At 73.0% G+C, this 21,493-nt stretch carries 25 protein-coding genes; 15 read left to right on the forward strand and 10 right to left on the reverse strand.

Annotated elements, in window-relative coordinates; translation table 11 throughout:
• Positions 1 to 65: 65 nt before the first annotated feature.
• Together ACXJKF_RS20430 and ACXJKF_RS20435 are read right to left on the reverse strand one after the other, a co-directional pair.
• Positions 66 to 935 (reverse strand): PfkB family carbohydrate kinase, encoded by an 870-nt coding sequence (locus tag ACXJKF_RS20430; protein WP_456789560.1) that lies wholly within the window; start codon positions 933 to 935, stop codon positions 66 to 68.
• The gene (locus ACXJKF_RS20435; RefSeq protein ID WP_456789561.1) at positions 932 to 1,246 is read right to left on the reverse strand and encodes a hypothetical protein; all 315 of its coding nucleotides are present in this window, start codon (positions 1,244 to 1,246) and stop codon (positions 932 to 934) included. Before ACXJKF_RS20435 ends, ACXJKF_RS20430 begins: the two co-directional genes overlap by 4 nt.
• 63 nt (positions 1,247 to 1,309) lie before the next feature.
• Between ACXJKF_RS20435 and pgi the strand changes: the two genes are divergently transcribed.
• A complete protein-coding gene (gene pgi / locus ACXJKF_RS20440) occupies positions 1,310 to 2,980 on the forward strand; it encodes a glucose-6-phosphate isomerase (protein WP_456789562.1) in 1,671 nt (556 codons plus the stop codon).
• Positions 2,981 to 3,120: 140 nt separating this feature from the next.
• Here pgi and ACXJKF_RS20445 read toward each other — a convergent pair whose 3' ends face one another.
• Positions 3,121 to 4,299 (reverse strand): cellulose binding domain-containing protein, encoded by a 1,179-nt coding sequence (locus tag ACXJKF_RS20445; protein WP_456789563.1) that lies wholly within the window; start codon positions 4,297 to 4,299, stop codon positions 3,121 to 3,123.
• 197 nt (positions 4,300 to 4,496) lie between these two features.
• Between ACXJKF_RS20445 and ACXJKF_RS20450 the strand changes: the two genes are divergently transcribed.
• Complete coding sequence (locus ACXJKF_RS20450) at positions 4,497 to 4,865, forward strand: RNA-binding S4 domain-containing protein (RefSeq protein WP_456789564.1); 369 nt, start codon at positions 4,497 to 4,499, stop codon at positions 4,863 to 4,865.
• Here ACXJKF_RS20450 and ACXJKF_RS20455 read toward each other — a convergent pair whose 3' ends face one another.
• Positions 4,866 to 5,741, reverse strand: coding sequence for a DUF72 domain-containing protein (locus tag ACXJKF_RS20455; RefSeq protein WP_456789565.1), 876 nt, complete (start codon positions 5,739 to 5,741; stop codon positions 4,866 to 4,868).
• A 38-nt stretch (positions 5,742 to 5,779) separates the two neighbouring features.
• Here ACXJKF_RS20455 and ACXJKF_RS20460 point away from each other — a divergent pair, with 38 nt between their 5' ends.
• The 4 genes from ACXJKF_RS20460 (at position 5,780) to ACXJKF_RS20475 (ending at position 9,045) form a co-directional block, all read left to right on the forward strand.
• The gene (locus ACXJKF_RS20460; protein WP_456789566.1) at positions 5,780 to 6,715 is read left to right on the forward strand and encodes a DNA-3-methyladenine glycosylase family protein; all 936 of its coding nucleotides are present in this window, start codon (positions 5,780 to 5,782) and stop codon (positions 6,713 to 6,715) included.
• Between the two features lie 83 nt (positions 6,716 to 6,798).
• Complete coding sequence (locus tag ACXJKF_RS20465) at positions 6,799 to 7,134, forward strand: YciI family protein (RefSeq protein WP_456789567.1); 336 nt, start codon at positions 6,799 to 6,801, stop codon at positions 7,132 to 7,134.
• A gap of 126 nt (positions 7,135 to 7,260) precedes the next feature.
• Positions 7,261 to 8,748 (forward strand): MDR family MFS transporter, encoded by a 1,488-nt coding sequence (locus ACXJKF_RS20470; protein ID WP_456789568.1) that lies wholly within the window; start codon positions 7,261 to 7,263, stop codon positions 8,746 to 8,748.
• 66 nt (positions 8,749 to 8,814) lie between these two features.
• On the forward strand, positions 8,815 to 9,045 hold the full coding sequence (locus ACXJKF_RS20475; RefSeq protein WP_456789569.1) for a hypothetical protein: 231 nt from the start codon (positions 8,815 to 8,817) through the stop codon (positions 9,043 to 9,045).
• A gap of 2 nt (positions 9,046 to 9,047) precedes the next feature.
• Here ACXJKF_RS20475 and ACXJKF_RS20480 read toward each other — a convergent pair whose 3' ends face one another.
• Genes ACXJKF_RS20480 through ACXJKF_RS20490 form a run of 3 tightly spaced genes read right to left on the reverse strand, consistent with a single transcriptional unit; the run spans position 9,048 to position 11,563 of the window.
• Positions 9,048 to 9,587, reverse strand: a complete 540-nt coding sequence (locus tag ACXJKF_RS20480; protein WP_456789570.1) for a DnaJ family domain-containing protein — start codon at positions 9,585 to 9,587, stop codon at positions 9,048 to 9,050.
• Positions 9,588 to 9,618: 31 nt separating this feature from the next.
• Positions 9,619 to 10,860, reverse strand: coding sequence for an ATP-binding protein (locus tag ACXJKF_RS20485; protein ID WP_456789571.1), 1,242 nt, complete (start codon positions 10,858 to 10,860; stop codon positions 9,619 to 9,621).
• A gap of 49 nt (positions 10,861 to 10,909) precedes the next feature.
• Positions 10,910 to 11,563 carry a response regulator transcription factor gene (locus tag ACXJKF_RS20490; protein WP_456789572.1) on the reverse strand — a complete coding sequence of 218 codons (654 nt, stop codon included), beginning with the start codon at positions 11,561 to 11,563 and terminating at the stop codon, positions 10,910 to 10,912.
• Positions 11,564 to 11,646: 83 nt separating this feature from the next.
• Between ACXJKF_RS20490 and ACXJKF_RS20495 the strand changes: the two genes are divergently transcribed.
• The 4 genes from ACXJKF_RS20495 to ACXJKF_RS20510 all read left to right on the forward strand — a co-directional run bounded on the left by ACXJKF_RS20495 (position 11,647) and on the right by ACXJKF_RS20510 (position 15,266).
• Positions 11,647 to 12,888 carry a LolA family protein gene (locus ACXJKF_RS20495; RefSeq protein ID WP_456789573.1) on the forward strand — a complete coding sequence of 414 codons (1,242 nt, stop codon included), beginning with the start codon at positions 11,647 to 11,649 and terminating at the stop codon, positions 12,886 to 12,888.
• Positions 12,885 to 13,871: an ABC transporter ATP-binding protein gene (locus ACXJKF_RS20500; protein ID WP_456789574.1), complete on the forward strand. Its 987-nt coding sequence runs from the start codon at positions 12,885 to 12,887 to the stop codon at positions 13,869 to 13,871. The genes ACXJKF_RS20495 and ACXJKF_RS20500 overlap by 4 nt, the downstream gene beginning before the upstream one ends.
• On the forward strand, positions 13,858 to 14,709 hold the full coding sequence (locus ACXJKF_RS20505; RefSeq protein ID WP_456789575.1) for an ABC transporter permease: 852 nt from the start codon (positions 13,858 to 13,860) through the stop codon (positions 14,707 to 14,709). Before ACXJKF_RS20500 ends, ACXJKF_RS20505 begins: the two co-directional genes overlap by 14 nt.
• Positions 14,710 to 14,888: 179 nt before the next feature.
• Complete coding sequence (locus ACXJKF_RS20510; protein ID WP_456789576.1) at positions 14,889 to 15,266, forward strand: helix-turn-helix domain-containing protein; 378 nt, start codon at positions 14,889 to 14,891, stop codon at positions 15,264 to 15,266.
• Positions 15,267 to 15,335: 69 nt separating this feature from the next.
• Here the strand turns inward: ACXJKF_RS20510 and ACXJKF_RS20515 are convergent, their stop codons facing one another.
• Both ACXJKF_RS20515 and ACXJKF_RS20520 read right to left on the reverse strand, forming a co-directional pair.
• On the reverse strand, positions 15,336 to 15,959 hold the full coding sequence (locus ACXJKF_RS20515; protein WP_456789577.1) for a ClpP family protease: 624 nt from the start codon (positions 15,957 to 15,959) through the stop codon (positions 15,336 to 15,338).
• Complete coding sequence (locus ACXJKF_RS20520) at positions 15,959 to 16,567, reverse strand: ClpP family protease (protein WP_456789578.1); 609 nt, start codon at positions 16,565 to 16,567, stop codon at positions 15,959 to 15,961. The genes ACXJKF_RS20515 and ACXJKF_RS20520 overlap by 1 nt, the downstream gene beginning before the upstream one ends.
• A gap of 137 nt (positions 16,568 to 16,704) precedes the next feature.
• On the opposite strand from ACXJKF_RS20520, the gene ACXJKF_RS20525 reads away from it, so the two are divergent.
• Genes ACXJKF_RS20525 through ACXJKF_RS20535 form a run of 3 tightly spaced genes read left to right on the forward strand, consistent with a single transcriptional unit; the run spans position 16,705 to position 18,343 of the window.
• Positions 16,705 to 17,241 (forward strand): hypothetical protein, encoded by a 537-nt coding sequence (locus ACXJKF_RS20525; protein ID WP_456789579.1) that lies wholly within the window; start codon positions 16,705 to 16,707, stop codon positions 17,239 to 17,241.
• Positions 17,241 to 17,528, forward strand: coding sequence for a transcriptional regulator (locus ACXJKF_RS20530; RefSeq protein ID WP_456789580.1), 288 nt, complete (start codon positions 17,241 to 17,243; stop codon positions 17,526 to 17,528). The genes ACXJKF_RS20525 and ACXJKF_RS20530 overlap by 1 nt, the downstream gene beginning before the upstream one ends.
• 23 nt (positions 17,529 to 17,551) lie before the next feature.
• Positions 17,552 to 18,343: a pentapeptide repeat-containing protein gene (locus ACXJKF_RS20535; protein ID WP_456789581.1), complete on the forward strand. Its 792-nt coding sequence runs from the start codon at positions 17,552 to 17,554 to the stop codon at positions 18,341 to 18,343.
• 9 nt (positions 18,344 to 18,352) lie between these two features.
• Here the strand turns inward: ACXJKF_RS20535 and ACXJKF_RS20540 are convergent, their stop codons facing one another.
• Positions 18,353 to 19,546 (reverse strand): MFS transporter, encoded by a 1,194-nt coding sequence (locus tag ACXJKF_RS20540; protein WP_456789582.1) that lies wholly within the window; start codon positions 19,544 to 19,546, stop codon positions 18,353 to 18,355.
• A 131-nt stretch (positions 19,547 to 19,677) separates the two neighbouring features.
• On the opposite strand from ACXJKF_RS20540, the gene ACXJKF_RS20545 reads away from it, so the two are divergent.
• Both ACXJKF_RS20545 and ACXJKF_RS20550 read left to right on the forward strand, forming a co-directional pair.
• A complete protein-coding gene (locus ACXJKF_RS20545) occupies positions 19,678 to 20,580 on the forward strand; it encodes a bile acid:sodium symporter (protein WP_456789583.1) in 903 nt (300 codons plus the stop codon).
• Positions 20,581 to 20,701: 121 nt separating this feature from the next.
• A partial coding sequence (locus ACXJKF_RS20550) for a cytochrome ubiquinol oxidase subunit I (RefSeq protein WP_456789584.1) occupies positions 20,702 to 21,493 on the forward strand: 792 nt, incomplete at its 3' end.

Consider the following 21,493-nt stretch of genomic DNA (forward strand, 5'->3'; position numbering starts at 1 on the left):
GTCTGCAGCCTAGGGACGCCAGCTCGCACGCGGCTCGTCCGATCGGTCGAGTGCCACGTCGTCCGTCAGGGCACCCAGCCCAGCGCACCCGGATGACGCACGGACTCGCTCGCCCGGGCCACCCCGTCGGCCAGTGCCGTCAGCACGTCGTGGCCGGTCGCCAGCGAGGCGGCGGTCGCACCGTGCAGCACGTCGCCCGCGCCGAGTGTGTCGACGACGTCCGCGGCCGCGACCGCCGGYGGGTCCAGGACCGACGACGTCCGGCGACCGTCGGCGTCGACCGTCCGGATCCGGACCGGACCCGCTCCCGCCGACTGCGCGACGAACCGCGGCCCGAGGTCGGCCACGCGGTCGAGCAGGTCGCCGCCGCCGTCCGGGAGCCGGAAGTCCGCGGAGAGCACCGCGTGGTCGACGTGCGCGAGCAGGCCGTCCAGCCCGGGCTTCCAGCTGCCGCCGTCGAGGAGCACGGGGATGCCCCGCGCGGACGCGGCCAGCACCTGGGCGGCCCCGAGGTGGTGGCCGTCGGCGAGGAGGGCCGTCGCACCGTCGAGCACGTCGAGGCGGCGCGCAGCCTCGCTCAGGTCACGCACGCCGACGGCGTTGACCGAGACCACGGCCCGCTCCCCCGTCCCGCGGGTCACCAGCACCGTCGACACGGCCGGGGTCCCCGGCCCGTCGAGCAGGTCCACGACCTCGACCCCGGCCGCGGCGAGCCCGGCGCGCACCAGGTCCGCGACCGGTCCCGCCCCGAGCGCCGTCACGAGCACCGTGCGGACCCCGAGCGCGGCCGCGGTCGCCGCCGCGTTCGCCGCCGGGCCACCGAACGTGACGTCCAGGCTGTGGGCGACGATCTTCTCGTCGGCGGCGGGCAGCCGGTCGACCACCTGCACGACGTCGAGCGTCGCCAGGCCGCAGCAGACCAGCAGCGCCGTCACGCGACGCGGGCGGGTTGCGGCGCGTCCACCAGGGCGAACGTCGCGGCGCCGAGCGCGAGGGCCGCGACGGCGACGGCCGGCCAGGCCCCGATCACGCCGCCGAGCGGGTGCGAGAACGCGAAGCACACGGCCCCGACCAGCACGACCGCCGCGACGCGCCACCAGCCCGCCGACCGGGCCCGCACCGCGCACCACACCACCCCGGCGACCAGCACGACCCCGCCCAGGGCGCGCACGCCGGTGAGGTCGGCGACGGCGAAGCCCACCACCAGGGTGAGCGCGGCGATGACGGCGGTGGGGACGCGTGACATGAGGACCACGGTAGGACGCGGACGCCCGTGCGACGGGCCACGCCCGAGCAATACGGTGGTCCCATGCCCCTCTCGCCGATCGATGCCACGTCCACCGCTGCCTGGCAGGAGCTCAGCGTCCACGAGTCGACGCTCACGCCCGACCTGCGCGGCTGGTTCGCCGACGACCCCGAGCGCGCCACGCGCCTGACCCTCCCGCTGGCGGACCTCACGGTCGACCTGTCCAAGAACCTGGTCACCGACGAGACGCTCGCGCTGCTCGTCCGGCTCGCCGACGAGGTCGGCCTCACCGACCGTCTGCAGGCGCAGCTGCGCGGCGACCACATCAACGTCACCGAGGACCGCGCGGTCCTGCACACCGCCCTGCGCCGGCCGGCGGGCGCGCAGCCGCCGCTCGTCGTCGACGGGCAGGACATCGACACCGACGTGCAGGCCGAGCTGACCAAGATGTTCGCGTTCGCGGACAAGGTGCGCTCGGGCGAGTGGACGGGCGTGACCGGCGCGCGCGTCGCCACCGTCGTCAACATCGGCATCGGCGGCTCCGACCTCGGGCCCGTGATGGCGTACGAGGCCCTCAAGCCGTACGTGCAGGACGGCCTCGAGGTGCGGTTCGTCTCCAACATCGACCCCAGCGACCTCGCGGAGACGGTCAAGGGCCTCGACCCGACGACCACGCTGTTCATCGTCGCGTCCAAGACGTTCGGCACCCTGGAGACACTCACCAACGCGCGCCTGGCCCGGACGTGGCTCTGGGAGCAGCTGGGCACGGCCGACGACGACGAGTCGCGCAACGCCGCCGTCGCCAGGCACTTCGTCGCGGTGTCCACCGCCCTGGACAAGGTCGCGGCGTTCGGCATCGACCCGACCAACGCGTTCGGCTTCTGGGACTGGGTGGGCGGCCGCTACTCCGTGGACTCCACGATCGGCACCTCGCTGGCCATCGCCGTCGGCCCCGACGCGTTCCGGGAGTTCCTCGCCGGGTTCCACGCGGTCGACGAGCACGTCGCGACGACCCCGTTCGCGCAGAACGTGCCCGTCCTCATGGGCCTGCTGAACGTCTGGTACGTCAACTTCCTCGGCGCGCACACGCACGCGGTGCTCCCCTACGCCCAGTACCTGCACCGGTTCGCGGCGTACCTGCAGCAGCTGACCATGGAGTCCAACGGCAAGTCGGTCCGCTGGGACGGCAGCCCCGTCACCACGCTGACCGGTGAGGTGTTCTGGGGCGAGCCCGGTACCAACGGCCAGCACGCGTTCTACCAGCTCATCCACCAGGGCACGCGGCTCATCCCGGCGGACTTCATCGCGGTCGCCAACCCGGCGCACCCCCTCGCGGACGACGGAGTCGACGTGCACGGGCTGTTCCTGGCCAACTTCTTCGCGCAGACCAAGGCACTGGCCTTCGGCAAGACCGCCGACGAGGTGCGCGCCGAGGGCACGGCGGAGGACATCGTGCCTGCACGGGTCTTCTCCGGGAACCGGCCGACCACCTCGATCCTGGCCGCGTCGCTCACGCCGGGCGTGCTCGGGCAGCTCATCGCGCTGTACGAGCACATCACGTTCGTCCAGGGCGTCGTGTGGGGCATCGACTCGTTCGACCAGTGGGGTGTCGAGCTGGGCAAGAAGCTCGCGCTCGAGATCGCCCCGGCGGTCCAGGGCGACGCGGCGGCCCTGGCGGCCCAGGACCCGTCGACGCGCGCGCTGATCACCCGCTACCTGGAGCTGCGCGCCTGACGCAGCACCGTCGCCGGACAACCAGAAGACTTCGTCGCGGAGGGTGCGACGAAGTCTTCTGGCTGTCAGGGCCGCTGGGCTCGGCGGCCGACGAGGTGTCGTGGCGATGCACCGTCACGACACCCCGCCGAGCTCGCGTGTCAGGCGCGCGCGCAGGTGACCGACGACGTGGTCGGGCTGCCCGTGCCCTGGAAGCCGAACTCGATGTAGCCACCGGACGGGATGTTCCCGTTCCACGGCGCCGCCGCGAACGTCGTCGTGGTGCCCGAGGTGGTCGGCTGCGAGCTCCACGCGTTGGCCACGGCGCCGTTCGGCAGCGTGACGGCGACCTTCCAGCCCGTGAGCGCGACCGCCCGTGCGGTGACCCGGACGTTGGCGACGAAGCCGCCCGGCCACTGGCTCGCGACCGTGTACGTGGCCGTGCAGCCGTCCGCCGGGGGCATCGTGAAGGTCGGGCTCGGCGACGGCGAGACGGTGGGTGTCGGGGTGACCGTCGGGGTCGGGGTCGGGGTCGGGGTCGGGGTCGGGGTCGGCGTGACCGTCGGCGTCGGGGTGGGCGTGGCCGTCGGGGTGGGCGTGGCCGTCGGGGTGGTGCCGTTCAGCGCGGCGGTCAGCGCCGGGTACCACCGGTCGGCCAGCTTCACGATGCCGGTCTCGTTCGGGTGCACGCCGTCGGAGGTGTCCGTGGCGGCGTTCCAGCCGRTCCACTGGTCGACGACCGTGATCGGGGACGCCGACGTGCTCAGTCCGGCCGCCCACGCCGGGATCGCCGCGTTCAGGTTGACGGTGCGCTGCGGGCAGTCGCTGCAGCTCGACGGTGCCACCGGGATGATCTGCGCGACGAGGATCTTCATCGTCGGCTTGCTCGCCCGCATCTGCTGCACGAGCGTCGTCCACGCCGCGAGGATCTCCTGCGGGCTCTTGTTGCTCCACACGTCGTTGGTGGCGAAGTGCATGACGACGATGTCCGGGTGCGTCGCCGACAGCCAGCCGACCAGCTGGTTCTGCGCCGCGACGTTGGTCACCAGGTACCCGCCGTGGCCCTCGTTGTCGCCGTCGTACGTGATCCCGCAGCCCTGCGCGGGGAGGGTGCCGACCATGTCGATGTTCGTGTAGCCGGTCTGCTGCAGCTTCTGCCACAGCAGCGCCCGCCAACAGCCGGGCGACCCGGTGATCGAGTCGCCGAGCGTCATGATCCGTACCGGGTCTGCCGCGGCGGTCGGGCCGGCGAGGGCCACCCMACCAGCCACAGCGCCGGTCACGAGCAGCGCCAGGGCGGCGAGAGCGCCGGCCAGTCGGCGCACGAGCGTGGTCGTCATGGGTCCTCCGTCCGCGTCCGCCCACGGCCACGATGCCGGGGCGGGGCGGGCACGTGCCCGCCAGGGTGCAGCGTGCTGTGCATCCGCCCGGCGGTCAGCGGCGCTAATCGTTTCGTCGCGGAAGCGGTTCGATGCGGCCGGGGACCACGTCCCAGCAGGTCGGCGGCGCACCCGGAGGCCCGTGAGAGGCTCGTGCGGTGGCTGAGGTGACGCGGGCGCGCGTGGACGCGTGGACGTGGGCGGTGCGGCTGTTCCCGACCCGGTCCGCCGCCGCGGCAGCGTGCCGCGCGGGGCACGTCCGCGTGAACGGCGACCGCGCCAAGCCCGCGACGACGGTGGTGCCCGGCGACGAGGTGCACGTCCGCGGCGGTGAGCGCGAGCGGATCGTCGTCGTGCAGCGCACCGTCATCAAGCGCGTCGGCGCCCCGGTCGCGGTCGCCTGCTACCTGGACCGCTCCCCCGCACCGCTCCCGAAGGAGCACGTGGTCCCCGGTGAGCGCGACCGGGGCGCGGGCCGCCCGACCAAGCGCGACCGCCGCCTGATCCAGCGCCTCAAGGGCCGCTGACTACTGGCCGGGCGTGAGTCCGAGCCGAGCCGCCAGGGCCATCGAGTCGTACGGGGCGCGGACCTTCAGGTCGTTGTCGAAGTAGACGAAGACGTCGCGCTCGGGCGCCGGCCCGGCCGGACCGGTCAGCGTGCGCGCACCCTCCGGCTCGCCGCCCGACGCCCAGGCGCGGATCTTCGTCGCCCAGCGGTCGAGCGCGTCGTCGTCGTAGCCGCTGGCGTAGAGCTCGGTCTCCCCGTGCAGCCGCACGTACACCAGATCGCTCGTCACGTCCTCGATCACCGGCCACCGTCCGGCGGCGTCGGCGACGACCAGCCCGATCCCGTGGGCCCGCAGCAGCTCCACGAAGGCGGGGTCCTCGAAGCTCGCGTGCCGGACCTCCAGCACGTGCCGCAGGGGGCGGTCGACGTCGGTGGTGGTCCACGCCCGGTCGTCGAGGCGCTCGTCGTGCTCGGTGGCCAGCCGGGCGGCGGCGGCCGTGGTGCGCGGCAGGAGGTCGAAGAACGCGGCGAGCCGGTCGGGGTGGAAGCCGAGGTTCGGGGGCAGCTGCCACAGCACCGGTCCCAGCTTCGGCCCCAGCGCGAGCACGCCGCTGGCGAAGAAGTTGGCGACGGGCACCCGCACGTCGGCCAGCTTCTTCAGGTGCGTCACGAAGCGCGGACCCTTGATCGAGAACACGAAGTCGTCGGGCGTCTCGGCCACCCACGCGACGTAGCTCTCCGGCTTCTGGAGCGCGTAGAACGAGCCGTTGATCTCGATCGAGGTGAGCTGCCGCGAGGCGAACTCGAGCTCGCGGCGCTGCGGCAGCCCGGCGGGGTAGAACACGGAGCGCCACGGTGCGTAGCGCCAGCCGGAGATCCCCGTGCGGATGGTCATGGGCCCAGTGTGTCGGCGGTCCGGCGCATAGTGGAGGCGTGACCACCGTGCCGACCGACGAGCAGGCGGGTCTGGCGTCCGTCTACCGTCCGCGCGATCGCGTCGACGTCCGGCTCACCCTCGGTCCGCTGCGGCGCGGCGGTGGCGACCCGGCGTGGTGGTTCGCCCCGGACGGGTCGGTCTGGCAGGCGACGTCGACGCCGGACGGTCCGGCCACCCGGCGCCTGGTCGTGCGGAGCGACGGGGTCCACGCCACCGCGTGGGGTCCCGGGGCGGAGCGTGCGCTGGCCGGCGTCCCCGACCTGCTGGGTGCGCGCGACGACCCGAGCGGGTTCGACGCGTCGCTGCACCCGGTCGTCCGCGACGCCTACCGCAGCCGGACGACGCTGCGGATCCCACGGTCCGGCAACGTGTTCGAGGCACTCGTCCCGGCGGTCCTCGAGCAGAAGGTGGTCGGGCTGGACGCCAAGGCGGCGTGGCGACGGCTCGTGCTCCAGCACGGCACCCCCGCGCCCGGTCCGGCGCCGCGCACGATGCGGGTGCCGCCGACCGCCGCGGCCTGGCGCGAGGTCCCGGTGTGGGACTGGCGCCTGGCCGGCGTCGAGGAGGCTCGGGCCGGCACGGTCCTGCGCGCTGCCGTCGTGGCGCACCGGCTGCAGGAGGGCGCGGACCTGCCGATCGAGGAAGCACGCCGCCGTCTGCTGACCGTGCGGGGCATCGGTCCGTGGACGGTCGCGGAGGTCACGTCGCGCGCGCTGGGCGACGCCGACGCGGTCTCCGTCGGCGACTACCACCTGGCGCACCTGGTCGGCTGGGCGCTGACGGGGAGCCGCACCGACGACGCGGGGATGCTGCGCCTGCTGGAGCCCTGGGCGGGCCATCGGCAACGCGTGATCCGGCTCATCGAGATCACCCAGACCGGCCGGGCACCCCGGTTCGGACCCCGCATGCCACGGGCACGGCCGCTCCGCTAGAAAACTGCTCGCCCGATCGTGTCGATCCGCCGCCCGCAGGATCGTCCATCAGATGAAGGCTCGACCACCCACCTGGAGGACTCATGCGGTTCCTGCTCCTGATCTGCGACGACCCGACCGCCGAGACGTACCGCCCCGAGGACGACACCATCGCCGACTGGGTGGGCGAGAACGACCGTCGCAGGCTCAGCGTCATCGGGGACCGGCTGCGACCGGCCGAGGACGCCCGCACGGTGCGGGTCCGCTCGGGACAGCTGCTGGTCACCGACGGGCCGTTTGCGGAGACGCAGGAGTCCATCGCCGGGTTCGACGTGCTCGAGTGTGCGGACCTCGACGAGGCCCTCGAACGGGCGGCGGCGCACCCGATGGCCCGGTTCGGCCGCGTCGAGGTCCGACCCTTCTGGCCGATGGTCCTGTGACGACCGTCTCCTGACAGCGAAAAGCGTCGACCCCTCCGGGCCGCACCGCACAGACTGTGCACACCGCCGCGCCGATCCCCACCGGCAGCGCCACACACTTTCCCCTCCCACACCCGAGGTACCCCCGTGACCGACGACACCCTGACCACCAACCATCCACCCGCCGATGCGGGGACCGGCGTGCGCGACCGTCTGGCCGTCCGGCTGCTGCTGATCTCGACGTTCGTCGTCATCCTCAACGAGACGATCATGGGCGTCGCCCTCCCCCGGCTGATGAGCGACCTGGACATCCCGGCGAGCACCGCCCAGTGGGTCACCACGGCGTTCATGCTGACGATGGCGATCGTCATCCCCGTGACCGGCTTCGTGATCCAGCGGTTCACCACGCGCTCCGTGTTCCTGGCGGCGATGACCCTGTTCAGCCTGGGTACCGCGATCTGCGCGCTGGCGCCCGGGTTCGACGCGCTCATCGTCGGCCGCGTGGTCCAGGCGTGCGGCACGGCGATCATGCTCCCGCTGCTCATGACCACCGTCATGACCGTGACCCCGCCGGAGAGCCGCGGCCGCACGATGGGCAACATCTCCATCGTCATCTCGGTCGCCCCGGCGATCGGCCCGACCATCTCGGGTCTGGTGCTGAGCGTGCTCGACTGGCGCTGGCTGTTCGCGCTGGTGCTGCCGATCGCGCTCGGTGCGCTGGCGCTCGGCGCGGTCCGTCTGCCGAACCTCACCGAGACCCGGACCGCCCGCGTCGACATCGGCTCGGTGATCCTGTCCGCCGTCGCGTTCGGCGGGATCGTGTACGGCCTGAGCGGCCTCGGCGCCGTCGCGACGACCGGCATCACCACGGCGACCTGGGTGTCGCTCGGCGCCGGCGCGGTCGCTCTGGTGGTCTTCGTGCTGCGCCAGCTGCAGCTGCAGAAGGTCGACGACGCGCTCCTGGACCTGCGCACGTTCTCGTCGTCCACGTTCACCATCTCGGTGGGCGTGATGGCGATCAGCATGATGTCGCTGTTCGGGACGCTGATCCTGGTGCCGCTGTACGCGCAGACGGTGCTCGGGCTCGAGGCGCTGCAGACCGGGCTTCTGCTGCTGCCCGGCGGGCTGATCATGGGTCTGCTGGCGCCGAGCGTCGGACGCGCCTACGACCGGTTCGGTCCGCGGCCGCTGCTGGTGCCCGGCGCGATCATCGTGAGCGCCAGCGCGTGGGGCTTCACGCTGCTGGGTGCGAACAGCTCACCGTGGCTCATGCTCGCGTGCCACGTCACGCTCAGCGCGGGACTCGCGCTGATGTTCACGCCGCTGTTCACCTCGGCGCTGGGCTCGCTGCCGATGCACCTGTACTCGCACGGCAGCGCGATGGTCGGCACCGTGCAGCAGGTGGCCGGTGCGGCCGGCACGGCGCTGTTCGTCACGGTGCTCACGGCGCAGAGCGCCACGCTCGCCGCCGCGGGCTCCGGAGTGGTCGACGCGACCGCGGGCGGCATCCACGCCGCGTTCCTGGTGGGTGCGGTGATCTCGCTCGCCGCGATCCCCGCGGCGTTCTTCGTCAAGGCCGCTCCGTCCGCGCACGGCGCATCGGTCGACGACGCGGCACCGGCGCTCGCGCACTGACTACGCTGGGGTCCTCGGTGGAACGACACCGGGGGCCCCAGCACAGCACTCCCTGGAGGACGACCCATGAGCTACCCGGTGATCGAGCGTCGCGAGGACGACGGGTCGGGCACGCCCGGTCGCATGCTCAGCGTCGTGTTCCCCGCCATCCTCTTCCTGCTGGGCCTCGCCCTGTTCACGGTGGCGTTCAACGTCGGCGACTGGGGCCCGTGGGTCTTCGCCGGCGGCATCATCGCCGTCTCGCTGTCGTTCGCGATCCCCACGACGATCCTCCCGGCACTGGAGGACCGAGCCTGACGTCAGGCTCGGCGGCCCCACCGACGGCGCGTCGGCGCGGGCTCCGGTGACGGCTCCGGCGGTCGGTGTCGCTCCGCCCACGCCTGCACCTCGCGGTCGACGTCGCGCAGCGGGGTGACCACCGGCGGACCGCCCATCAGCTGACGCCGTGCGGACACGATCCGCGCGTTGAACTCGTCGACGGCGGCCCGCACGTCGTCCTCGGTGTGCAGCGCGTCCAGCCGCTCCGCCAGGACCGCGTCGTCCTTGCGCAGCTGGATCGCCTCCGGCAGGACGCCCGAGATCTGCTCCCGCTCGATCAGCGCCTTGAGCCACCAGTCCGGGTCGTGCCGCGTGATCCCGGGGATCGGCTTGCCGGCCAGCGGCAGGTCGTCGAACTCGCCGCGAGCGATCGCCTGGTCGATGACGACGTCGACCCACTGGTGCCGGTTCTCCATCCGGCCGCGCGGCATCGCAGCGGGCTCGTTCTCGGCGTGCTCACCCGCCGAGTCGCGCTCCACGCGGTACCGGGCCGCGTCGCGCACCGGGTCGTGATCGGGCATCGTCGTCACCTCCGGGGCTCGTGCCACCAAACTACGACGGCAGCCGCAGCTCGGCCCGCAGCCCGCCCAGGTCGGCCGACCCGAGCACCACGTCGCCGCCCTGCTCCCGCGCGATCTCACGGGCGATCGCCAGCCCCAGACCGCTGCCGCCCTCGTCGCGCTGACGTGCCTCGTCGAGCCGCACGAACCGCTCGAACACCCGCTCACGGTCCGTCGGGTCGACCCCCGCACCGTCGTCGTCGACCTGCACCGACCCGTCGGCGACGACCACGACGACCCGGGACCCGGCGTGCCGCACGGCGTTGTCGACGAGGTTGCGCAGCACGCGCCCGACCGCCGCGGAGTCCCCCCGGGCGCGCCCGTCGCCGGTGACCGTCACCGGCTCGGTCGGCCGCACCACGTCGCGCGCGACCGCGCCGAGGTCCAGGTCCTCGAGCGCCATGGGCGTCGACCCCACCCGCGCGAGCAGCAGCAGGTCGTCCACCAGCGCCTGCATCCGCAGCACCTCGCCCTCGAGCTCCGCCGCGAGCTCGTCCGGCCGGTAGGACCCCGGGTGCGCCCGCGCGACCTCGATGCTGGTGCGCAGCGCGGCCAGGGGCGAGCGCAGCTCGTGCGCGGCGTCCGCGACGAACGCCCGCTGCCGCGCGGCACCGGCCTCCAGCCGGTCGAGCATCGAGTTGAGCGTGCGGGCCAGCGCACCGAGCTCGTCGTCCCGCGCCGGAACGGGCAGGGATCCCGGACCGCCCGACGACGCGACGAGGGCCGCACCGCGCCGCAGCTCCTCCACCGGCCGCAGCGCCCGCCCGAGGATCAGCCAGACGACCGCCCCGAGCGCCACGGTGAGCAGCGGGACCACCACCGCGAGCGCGACCCGGAGAGCGTCGAGCACGCCCTGGACCTCGGTCAGCGGGACGGTCGCGACGACGGTGGCCGGCTCACCCTGCGAGGTCGTGGCCTGCACGGCCACGCGGGCGACGTCGTCGTACGCGCTCGCGTCCGTCGTCGAGACGCCGCTCAGGCCCGCCAGGACGTCCTGCGGCAGCACGGGCAGCGTCCTGCTCGCGTTCGGGGAGGTGGCGAGCACGGCACCGTCGGCGTCGATCAGCTGCACGATCTCCCCCGGCTCCGCGACCGGCAGCGTCTCGGGCAGGCGGTCGTCGGACGCGAGCGACGCGACCGTGGCGGCACGGTCGCGGACCACCTGGTCGAGGGCGTCGATGCGGGTGCTGCGCAGGACGGTCGTGAGGGCGATCGCGCCGACGACGAGCGCCACGCACAGCGCCCCAGATGCGAGCAGGGTCAGCCGTAGCCGTAAGGACACGTCAGCCCGCCACGCGGTACCCGGCGCCGCGGACGGTCTCGACAACCTCCCGGCCGAGCTTGCGCCGCAGGTAGCCGACGTAGACCTCGACCACGTTGACGTCCTCGCCGGTGCCGTCCCACACGTGGTCGCGAAGCTCGACCTTGCCGACGACGCGGTCGGCGTGGTGCATCAGGTACTCCAGCAGGGCGAGCTCGCGGGTGGTCAGCGCGACGGTCTCGCCGGACCGGGTCACGCGCCGGGTCGCCGGGTCGAGGACCAGGTCCCCCGCGGTCAGCACCGGCGGGCGCACCTGGCCCTGACGCCGCAGCAGGGCGCGCAGCCGCGAGACCAGCACGACGAACGCGAACGGCTTGGTGAGGTAGTCGTCGGCCCCGACGTCCAGCCCGTCGGCCACGTCGTACTCCCCGTCCTTGGCGCTGAGCATGAGGACGGGCGTCCACACGTCCCGGGCGCGCAGCTCGGTGACCACGTCGTAGCCGTTGCGCCGCGGGAGCATCACGTCGAGCACGATGACGTCGTACCCGTCCTGCGACGCGAGCTCGAGCCCGCGCTCCCCGTCGAACGCGACGTCGACGGCGAAGCCCTCGGCGGTCAGGCCGCGGTGCAGGGCGCGCACGAGCCCGCGCTCGTCATCCACCACCAGCACCCGCATGTCCTGAGCATCCCATCCTGTGCCCGCGCCGACGTCGTGGTCCTCTCAGGGTGCCCTCAGCAGGCATGACGCACAGTGGAGCCATGAACGAGCCTCGTCGCACCCTGAGCCCCCGCACCCGGTGGGCAGTCCCCGTCGTCGCCGCCGTCGCGGTGGGTCTGGCGTTCGCCGCTCCCCCGCTGTTCGCGTCCGCCGACGACACCGGCCTGCCGACCATCAGCCCGGAGGAGCTCGCCGCGCAGGTGGCCGGCGCCGAGCCGTCGCCGCTGTCCGGCACGGTCGTCTACACCGCGCGCCTCGGGCTCCCGGAGCTGCCCTTCGGCGACGTCGGCGGGGCCAACCCGGTGGCGCTGCTCGGCGGCAGCTCGACGATGCGCGTCTGGTCGGACGGCGGGGACCGGTCGCGCGTCGCGCTGCTGGGGCCCACGTCGGAGTACTCGGTGGTGCAGCACGGTCCGGAGGCGTGGACGTACTCCAGCACCGACGACGCCGTCGTGCACTACAGCCTGGACGCCGCCGACGCCGCCCGGTACGACGAGCTCACGGCGCAGGCCGAGGCCGGCGACCTGCCCGTGCAGGGCGACCTGCCGACGCCCGAGGAGGCCGGTCGCCAGGCGGTCGGGATGGCGAGGCTCTCCTCGAGCGTGACGCTCGACGCGCAGACCGAGGTCGCCGGGCGGCCCGCCTACCAGCTGGTGGTGACGCCGACCAGCGACACGACCCTGGTCGCCAGGATCGTGGTGGCTGTGGACGCCGAGACCTCGACCCCGCTGCGCGTGCAGGTGTGGAGCACGTCGGACGCGGAGACGCCCGCGCTGGAGATCGGCTTCACCGACGTGTCGTTCGCGACGCCGGCGGACTCGGTCCTGACGTTCTCGGCGCCCGCGGGTGCGTCGACCCGCGAGGTCGTCGTGCCGCTGCCGGACGTGCCTGCCGAGGCAGCAACCATGACGCCGGACCAGGAGCTGCCCGAGGGCGTGACCGTCACCGGGACAGGCTGGGACGCCGTCGTGGAGGCCTCCGGGCTCGACGTGGCGGCCCTGGTCGCCGGCGACCCGTCGGCCGCGGCCAGCCTGCCCGGCGTCGACAAGACGTTCGGCTCGCAGGGTGCCGCGGACCTGTACTCGGAGTTCGTCCCGGAGGAGGGTTCCGGCTCGCCGATGGGTGACCTGGACACCACCGCGCTGTACGACACGCTGACGACCGAGGTGCCCGAGGGACGGCTGCTGTCCTCCGCCCTGCTGTCGGTGCTGGTCACCGACGACGGCCGCGTGCTGGTCGGTGCGGTGCCCGGCGCCACGCTCCAGGCCCTGGCGGCCCAGTGACGGACCCGACGACGGGAGCCGCACCTACGGGTGCGGCTTCCGCCGCGCCACTCGCCATCTCGACCGAGGGACTCACCAAGCGGTTCCGCTCCGGACAGGTCGCGGTCGCCGGCATCGACCTGGAGGTGCCGCGCGGGGCCGTCTACGGGTTCATCGGGCCCAACGGCTCCGGCAAGACGACGACCATCCGGATGCTGCTCGGGCTGGTGCGCCCGACGAGCGGGCGGGCGTTCCTGCTGGGGGGCGAGATGCCCGGCGCGGGTGCCGACGTGCTGCCGCGGGTCGGCGCGCTCGTCGAGGGTCCGGCCTTCCACCCGTACCTGACCGGCTCGGCCAACCTCGCGCGGCTGGACGCCAGCGACGCGACGGCCGACCCGCGCACCGCCCGGCAGCGGGCCGACGAGGCGCTCGACCGGGTCGGCCTGGGCGCCGCGGCCGGCAAGCCGTACCGGCAGTACTCGCTCGGCATGAAGCAGCGGCTCGGGTTGGCAGCCGCCCTGCTGCGACCCCGCGAGCTGCTCGTGCTCGACGAGCCGACCAACGGGCTCGACCCGCAGGGCACGCGCGAGGTCCGCAACCTGGTGCGCGAGCTCGCCGAGAACGGAACCACCGTGCTGGTCTCGTCGCACCTGCTGGCCGAGATCGAGCAGGTGTGCAGCCACATCGGGATCATGAGCGGCGGCCACCTGCTGCTCCAGGGCGACCGCGCCGAGCTCACCTCCCGCGGGCTGCCCCGGCTGTCCGTGCAGACGTCCGCCGACCACGTCGGCGCCGCGGCGGAGGTGCTGACCGGGCTGGGCCTCACCGACCTGCAGACCGCCGGGGTCACGGTGTCCGCGCTGCTGGGTGCCGTGCCGCCCGAGAAGGTGTCGGCCGCGCTCGTGCACGCGGGCGTCGACCTGCTGGGCCTCGAGGTCCGGCGGCCGAACCTAGAGCAGATCTTCGTCGAGCTGACCGGGGAGGGCTTCGATGTCGCTCGTTGAGACCGCCGCCCCCCGCCGGGGCTCGTTGCTCCGGCTGGTCCGCTCCGAGCTGCGGCTCGTCCTCGGCCGGCGCCGCAACCTGGTCCTGCTGACCGGGCTCGCCCTGGTCCCCCTGCTGCTGGGCACGGTGCTGTTCCTCTCGCAGGACACCGCCCTGGACGGCCAGGGACCGGGGTTCGTCGGGCGGGTCACCAGCAACGGGCTGTTCCTCGTCGTCGCGTCCCTGTTCCTGTGCCTGCCGTTCCTGCTGCCGCTGACCATCGGGATCGCGTCGGGTGACGCCATCGCGGGCGAGGCGGCCGCCGGCACCCTGCGCTACCTGCTGACTGTGCCCGTCGCGCGGGGCCGGCTGCTCGCGGTCAAGGCCGTCGGCGCCCTGACGTTCGCGGCCGCCGCCGTGACCGCGATCGCCGTCGTCGGGATCGTCGCCGGGGCGATGTTCTTCGGTCTGCGCGGCATCACCCTGCTGTCCGGGACCACCGTCCCGCTCGGCGACGGCATCCTGCGCATCGCCGCGGTCGTCGTCTACGTCGGGCTGTCCATGACCGGGCTCGTGGCGGTCGGGCTGTTCTTCTCGACGCTCACGGAGGTGCCCGTCGGCGCGATGGCCGCCACGGTCGTCACCGCGATCGTCTGCGGCGTCCTCGACCAGCTCCCGCAGCTGGCGTCGATCGCACCCGCACTGCTGACCCACCACTGGCTCGACTTCGCGGAGTTCCTCCGGCTCGAGCCCGACTGGGGCGTGCTCGGCCAGGGCCTGGCCCTGCAGGCGGCGTGGGTGGCGATCTTCGGCGCGCTGGCGTGGAGCCGCTTCACGACGGCGGACGTGTCGAGCTGACCTCCCGCTGGCGAACGAGCCCTGAGTGCTGCGACGACGCCCCGACACGTCACTCAGGGCTCGGTCGACGGTGAGGTCGTGCTCAGGCCCGTCCGCTCAGGGCAGAAGCGTCGCGAGCTCGACGAGCGGGCGTCGCGGGCTAGCGTGGCGGGGAGCACCACAGGACCCCGGAGGACGCGATGACGCCGCACCTGACGCACCTCGAGCACCGCACCGAGCCGCTGCTCCGGCGGCTCGTGGGGTCGATCCTGCGCGAGCAGCGGGAGCGTCAGCGGCGGACCCTGCGCGACGTCGCCGAGGACGCGCGGGTGTCCGTCGCGTACCTGTCCGAGGTCGAGCGCGGCCGCAAGGAGGCGTCGTCGGAGGTCCTCGCCGCGGTCTGCCGGGCGCTCGGGCTGCGGCTGGTCGACCTGGTCGGCACCGCACACGCGCAGCTGGCGCTCGCCGAGGGCCGCGTCGTGGTGGACCTGACGGCACCGGCGGCGGGGCCGGAGCTCGCCACCGTCACGACGCTCACCCCCCGCGACGCCGGCACCGCCGTCCTCCTCGCCGCCTGAGCGGTCAGCCGATCGCTCGTCCTGTCGACGAGCCGCGTCTCGCGTCGGGCGGGTGCCGCTCCGCGCCACTCACCCTGCGCTGCGTGCCAGGTCCGGCAGCTCCTTGAGCGTCGTCACCACCCGGTCCGCCAGCCCGTAGTCGACCGCCTGCTGCGCGGTGAGGATGAGGTCGCGCTCGGTGTCGGTGCGCAGCTTGGCCAGCGGCTGACCGGTGTGCCGGTGCAGGATCTCGTCCACCTGCTCGCGCAGCCGGGCGATCTCCCGGGCCTGGATCTCCAGGTCGGCCGCGGTGCCCTCTCCCCCGCCGGACGGCTGGTGCAGCAGCACGCGCGCGTGCTCCAGCACGTGCCGGTTGCCGGGCGTCCCCGCCGCGAGCAGCACCGCCGCCGCGGACGCCGCCTGCCCGAGGCAGAACGTGGCGACCGTCGGCTTGATGTACTGGATGGTGTCGTAGACGGCCAGCAGCGCGGTGATGGAGCCGCCGGGCGAGTTGATGTACAGGTGGATCGGTGAGTCCTGGCTCTCCGACTGCAGGTGCAGCAGCTGCGCGATGACCACGTTGGCGACGCCGTCGTCGATCTCGGTGCCCAGGAAGATGATCCGGTCGGTGAGCAGCCGGGAGTAGACGTCGGACGCACGCTCGCCCGTCGGACGCTGCTCGATGACGACGGGGATCGTGTACTGGCCGGCCATCACAGGCCCGCCCGTCGCATCGACGCGTCCGGGCGCACGTCGTCGAGGTGCTCGACCACACGGTCGATGAACCCGTACGCCAGCGCCTCCTCGGCGGTGAACCACGCGTCCCGGTCGGCGTCGCGCTCGATCGTCTCGACGCTCTGCCCGGTGTGCTCGGCCGTGAGCGACTGCATGGTCCGCTTCACGTGCGCCATGTTCTGCGCCTGGATCGCGATGTCGATCGCGGTCCCCCCGATGCCGCCGGACGGCTGGTGCATGAGGACGCGCGAGTGCCGCAGCGCGAACCGCTTGCCGGGGGTGCCGGCGCTGAGCAGGAACTGGGCGGCGCTCGCGGCGAGCCCCATCGCCAGCGTCGCGACGTCGTTCGGGATGAGCCGCATCGTGTCGTACATCGCGAGGGCAGCGCTGACGGAGCCGCCCGGCGAGTTGATGTAGAGCGCGATGTCCCGCCGGGGGTCCTCCGCCGAGAGCAGGAGCAGCTGCGCGCAGACGCGGTTGGCGATGGGGTCGTCGACCTCCTGGCCCAGCACGACGATGCGCTGGTGCAGGAGGCGGGTGGACAGGTCGTCGTCGAAGGGGCGCACTGTCGGGGGTGCGGTGGTCATGGGTGCCTCCGTGGGTCGCTGGTCCCTCGACCGTCACACGCGCCGACCGCCCGCGGACCCCTGGTCTGCCGTCGGCGGATCTGCCGACGGCAGACGCATACTTGCCAGTCTGGAAAGTTCAAGCCATACTTTCCACCATGGAAAGCAACCGAGACCCTCTGACGACGGCCGACGACGCACGCCGACGACTGACGGCCGGCCTGCGACTGCCCACCGGTTTCTCCCCTGCCCTCGGCGCCGGGATCGCGGTCCAGGTCGGCACCGCCTCCTACGGGATCGCCGCACAGACGGTCACCGGCGTCGCCATCGCGCTGGCGGGGGTCGCGGTCTTCCTGGGCGTGGCGGCCCTGATCCTGCACCGGTTCAGCCGGATCAACGGGGTGCGGGTGGACGGTCTGGCCAGCCAGGTCGTGCTCGCGGCCGGTGCGGGTGCCTCGGTCGTCTACCTCGGCGCGCTCGCCGTGGGGATCGTGGCCGCCTTCGACGCCCGCTGGTGGCTGGTCGCCGTGGCGTCCGTGGCTGCGGGAGCCGGCTGCGCGCTCGGCGCCCGCCGGTGGTGGCGCGCCTACCGGCACGACCCGGCCGCGAACACGCACGGCGCCTCCCCCCGCGCGCTCGCCGCGCTCGCGGTGGTCACGTGCCTGGGGTGCGCGGCACTGCTGGTGCTCGCCTGATGGCCGGGCTGGACCCGCTGATCCACGCTCCGACGCGGCTGCAGCTCGTCACGACGTTGTCGGCCGTCTCGGAGGCGGAGTTCGCGACGTTGCGGACGGCGCTCGAGGTCAGCGACTCGGTGCTGTCCAAGCACGTGTCGGCGCTGGTCGAGGCCGGCTACCTGCACAGCCGCAAGGGCGTCCACGCGGGACGACGGACCACGTGGGTCGGGCTGACCCCGGTCGGCCGGCAGGCGCTGCGCGAGCACGTGGCAGCGGTGCGGCTGCTGATCGACGCGGTGGAGTGACGACCGGTCCTAGTGTCGACCTCGTGACCGACCACGCCCCGATCCCGCTGCGGGAGCTGCGCTCGGACTGCACGCGGTGCGCCGGGCTGTGCTGCGTCGCGCACTCGTTCCAGAGGTCGTCGGACTTCGCCTACGACAAGCCGGCGGGCACCCCGTGCCGGAACCTGCTGGAGGACTTCCGCTGCAGCATCCACGCGGACCTGCGGACCAGCGGGTTCACGGGCTGCACGGTGTACGAGTGCTTCGGCGCCGGCCAGTTCGTCACCCAGCAGCTCTTCGACGGCCGCACGTGGCGCGACGACCCCGGGATCGCCGCCGACATGTTCGCGGTGTTCGGCACGATGCGCGGGCTGCACGAGCTGCTCTTCTACCTGACAGGGGCGCTGTCCATCGACGCCGCGGAACCGCTGCACGACGAGGTCGCCCGCCTGCGGGCCGACGTGGCCGACCTGCGGGACGCGGGCGACGGAGCGGACGCCCAGGCCCGGGTCGGCGAGCTGCTCGGGCGCGTGAGCGCGCTCGCCCGGGACGGTCTGCACGGTCGGCAGTCCCGCGGTGCCGACCTGACCGGGGCGATGCTGCGCGGCGCCGACCTGCACGGGGCCGACCTGCGGGGCGCCCTGCTCATCGGCGCCGACCTGCGCGGCGCCGACGTGCGACGGGCCGACCTGCTGGGCGCCGACCTGCGCGGTGCGCGCCTGGGCGGTGCGGACCTCACCGACGCCCTCTTCCTGACGCCGCCCCAGGTGGCCTCCGCACGCGGCGACCGGACGACCCGGCTGCCCGACGGCCTGGCCGCACCCGCGCACTGGTGAGCGCGGCGCTCAGGTGGCTGCCCGGGGCGTGCGCGCGGTGATGATGCGCGCGACCACCGCCAAGCCGACGGCCACACCGGCGCCGACGAGGTACACGCCGGCCAGACCGATGCCCGTCGCGGACTCCAGCGGTGCGACGCCGAACGCGGCGAACCCGTAGCCCACCTGGTAGGCGGCGATGAGCTCACCGGAGGACGTCGCACCGAGCCGGGGAAACTCCTGCCCGGCGAGGCTCAGGGTGAGGGGCAGCATCGCGGAGCAGGCGAACCCCGCGGCGGCGAAGGCGAGGACGGCGGCGAGCGCGCCGTGCGATCCCGACACCGCCAGGTTGGACCCGGCGATGAGCACCGGCAGCACGACGAACACGACCGTCGCGGCGACCCGCGTGGTGAGCGCGGCGACGATCACCCGGCCGAGGGTCACGCAGGCCCAGAACGCGGCCAGCGCCAACGACGCGGTCTGCGCGGACAGGGCACGCTCGCCGGTGAGGTACACGCTCGACCAGTTGCCGAAGAGCGTCTCGCACACGCCGTACAGGACCGCCGCTGCGGCGTACCACCAGAACCGGGTGGGCAGCTTCTGCCGCTGCCCGGCGGTGTGCTGCGGTGCCGGACCGGCGTCGAGCGCGGTCCGCAGGGCGAGGACCAGGAACATCACGAGCCCGGCGGCGGCGAGGACCGGCAGGAGCCACCATGCGCCGAGCGCGAGGAACAGCGCGATCAGCAGCGGCGCCAGCGCGGTCCCCGTGCCGAGCAGCGCGTTGAGCGTGAGGATCGACCGGTCCTGGTCGGCCGGTCTCAGCCGAGCGGCGAACGTGTTCAGCGCCGGGACCGTGGTGCCGAAGCCGAAGCCGAGCGCACCCGTCGCACCCAGGAGGATCGGGTAGGCGGCCGGCGACGTCGACACGGCCTGGCTCAGCACCAGCAGGAGCATCGCGACGAGGTTCGACACGAGCCCGAGCTGCAGGACGCGCTGGAGCGACCACCGCGCGGCCAGCAGCGGGGACGTCGCCGCCCCGGTGATGGCCAGGACGACCTGCGGCACGAACATCAGCCCGTACTGGGTGGTGCTGAGGTCGTAGCCGGTCGGGCTGAGCAGGATCGAGCTCGCGGCAGGGAAGGAGACGAGCGCCAGACCCTGGACCAGCCCGGCCCCGTAGACGAGGACGGACCGGGCGCGCGGAACGKCATCGACGGTCGTCATCACGCGAGTCCAGCACCGCCGGGAAGCGCCGTCGTCATCCTCTCGGGATGATGCGCTCGACAGGGTGGCCGCGAAGACTCGCATCAAGGCAGGTCGACCGCCGATCGAGTCGACCGGTGAGGTGGACAGTCGTGACACCGACGGATCAGAGCGTGCTCATCAACGGGTTCGGCCTGCTCTTCGTGATCCTCAACTCGTTCGGGCTGGGGCTGCGGCTGCCGGTCGGCAAGGTGGTGGCGCAGGCCGTCGCACACTGGAAGATCACCGTGGCGGTCCTGGTGGTCAACTTCGTCGTCATCCCGCTGCTGTTCGTCGGCTACCTGCTGACGGTCGCCTCGAACGTCCCGGGCGAGATCAAGGTCGGGTTCTGCATCGCGGCACTGAGTGCGGGCATGCCGTTCGCCCCGATCCTCGCCAAGCTGGCCAAGGCGGACGCCGGGATCGCGACCACCCTGCTGGTGGTCCTGACCCTCGGGACGGTCATCGCCCTCCCGGTGGGGTTGCCCCTGGCCATCGAGGCGGTCGACGCGCAGCTGACGACCAGCGCGTGGGACGTGGCCTGGCCGCTGCTGCTCTTCCTGCTGCTCCCGATGGCGCTCGGGTGCGCGTTCCGGGTCTGGTGGCCAGACCTGACGGCACCCCTGAGACGGTGGACGGTCCGGGTCGCCATCCTCTGCCTGCTCTTCAACCTGAACTTCACGCTCGTGGCGTACTGGGACCTGCTCGTGCAGAGCTGGGGCACGGAGAGCTACGTCGCGGCCATCGCGGGACCGTTCATCGGCCTCGGGTGCGGCTACCTGCTCGTCACCGTCCTGCGGGTCAAGGACGTGGGCATCCGGCACGCGAGCGAGGTGACCACGGCAGTCCGGAACATCGCTCCGATGCTCCTGATGATGATCTTCCCGTTCGTGTCCGACCCCTTGGTCACGGTGTCGATCACGATCCTCAACACCATCGGGATCATCGTCGTCGTGACGTTCGTCCTGCTGTGGCGACGTTCTGTCCCGGCAGACGAGCCCGTCGCCGTCCCCTGAGCCGAGCTCGTTTCATCCCGACGGGATGATGCTCGGTCGTCGTGGCCGGGGGACGCTCGAACCGGGTCGACGCCCTCCTCGGACGTCGACCGCAGCCGCACCGTCGACCTGGGGAGGGCCGGTGACCGACCTCGACCTGGCCCGCTTGCAGTTCGCCTCGACGAGCATCTACCACTTCCTCTTCGTGCCGGTCACCATCGGCCTGGGCTTCCTCGTGGCGGTCCTGCACACGATGTGGTTCCGGTCCGGCAACCCCGACCACAAGCGGCTGACGAAGTTCTTCGGCACGCTGCTGCTGATCAACGTGGCCGTCGGCGTGGTGACAGGCCTCATCCAGGAGTTCCAGTTCGGGATGAACTGGTCGGCGTACTCCCGGTTCGTCGGCGACGTGTTCGGAGCCCCCCTGGCGATGGAAGGGCTGGCCGCGTTCTTCCTCGAGTCGACGTTCATCGGCCTGTGGGTGTTCGGCTGGAACGTCCTGCCGCCGAGGATCCACCTGCTCACCGTGTGGCTGGTCGCGGCGGGGGCCGCGGGCTCGGCGGCGTTCATCATGGCGGCGAACTCCTGGATGCAGAACCCGGTCGGGTACACCGTCGACCAGGAGACCGGGCGGCCGGAGCTGTCGGACATCGGCGCGGTGATGACCAACCCCGTCTTCCTGTGGGGGTACGCCCACGTGCTGACCGCATCGCTGGTCACGGGGTCGGTCCTCATGCTGGCCGTGTCGGCGTGGTACCTGCGGCGCGGGAAGCACGCGGAGGTGTTCACCCGCTCGGCGAAGGTGTCGATCGCCGTGCTGCTGCCCTCGATCTTCCTGGCGCTCGGCATCGGCAGCCACCTCGGCGTGATCGAGGCGACGTACCAGCCGATGAAGATCTCCGCGGCKGAGGGGCAGTGGGAGACGTGCCAGCCC

The organism is Cellulomonas sp. P5_C5 (assembly GCF_054049655.1).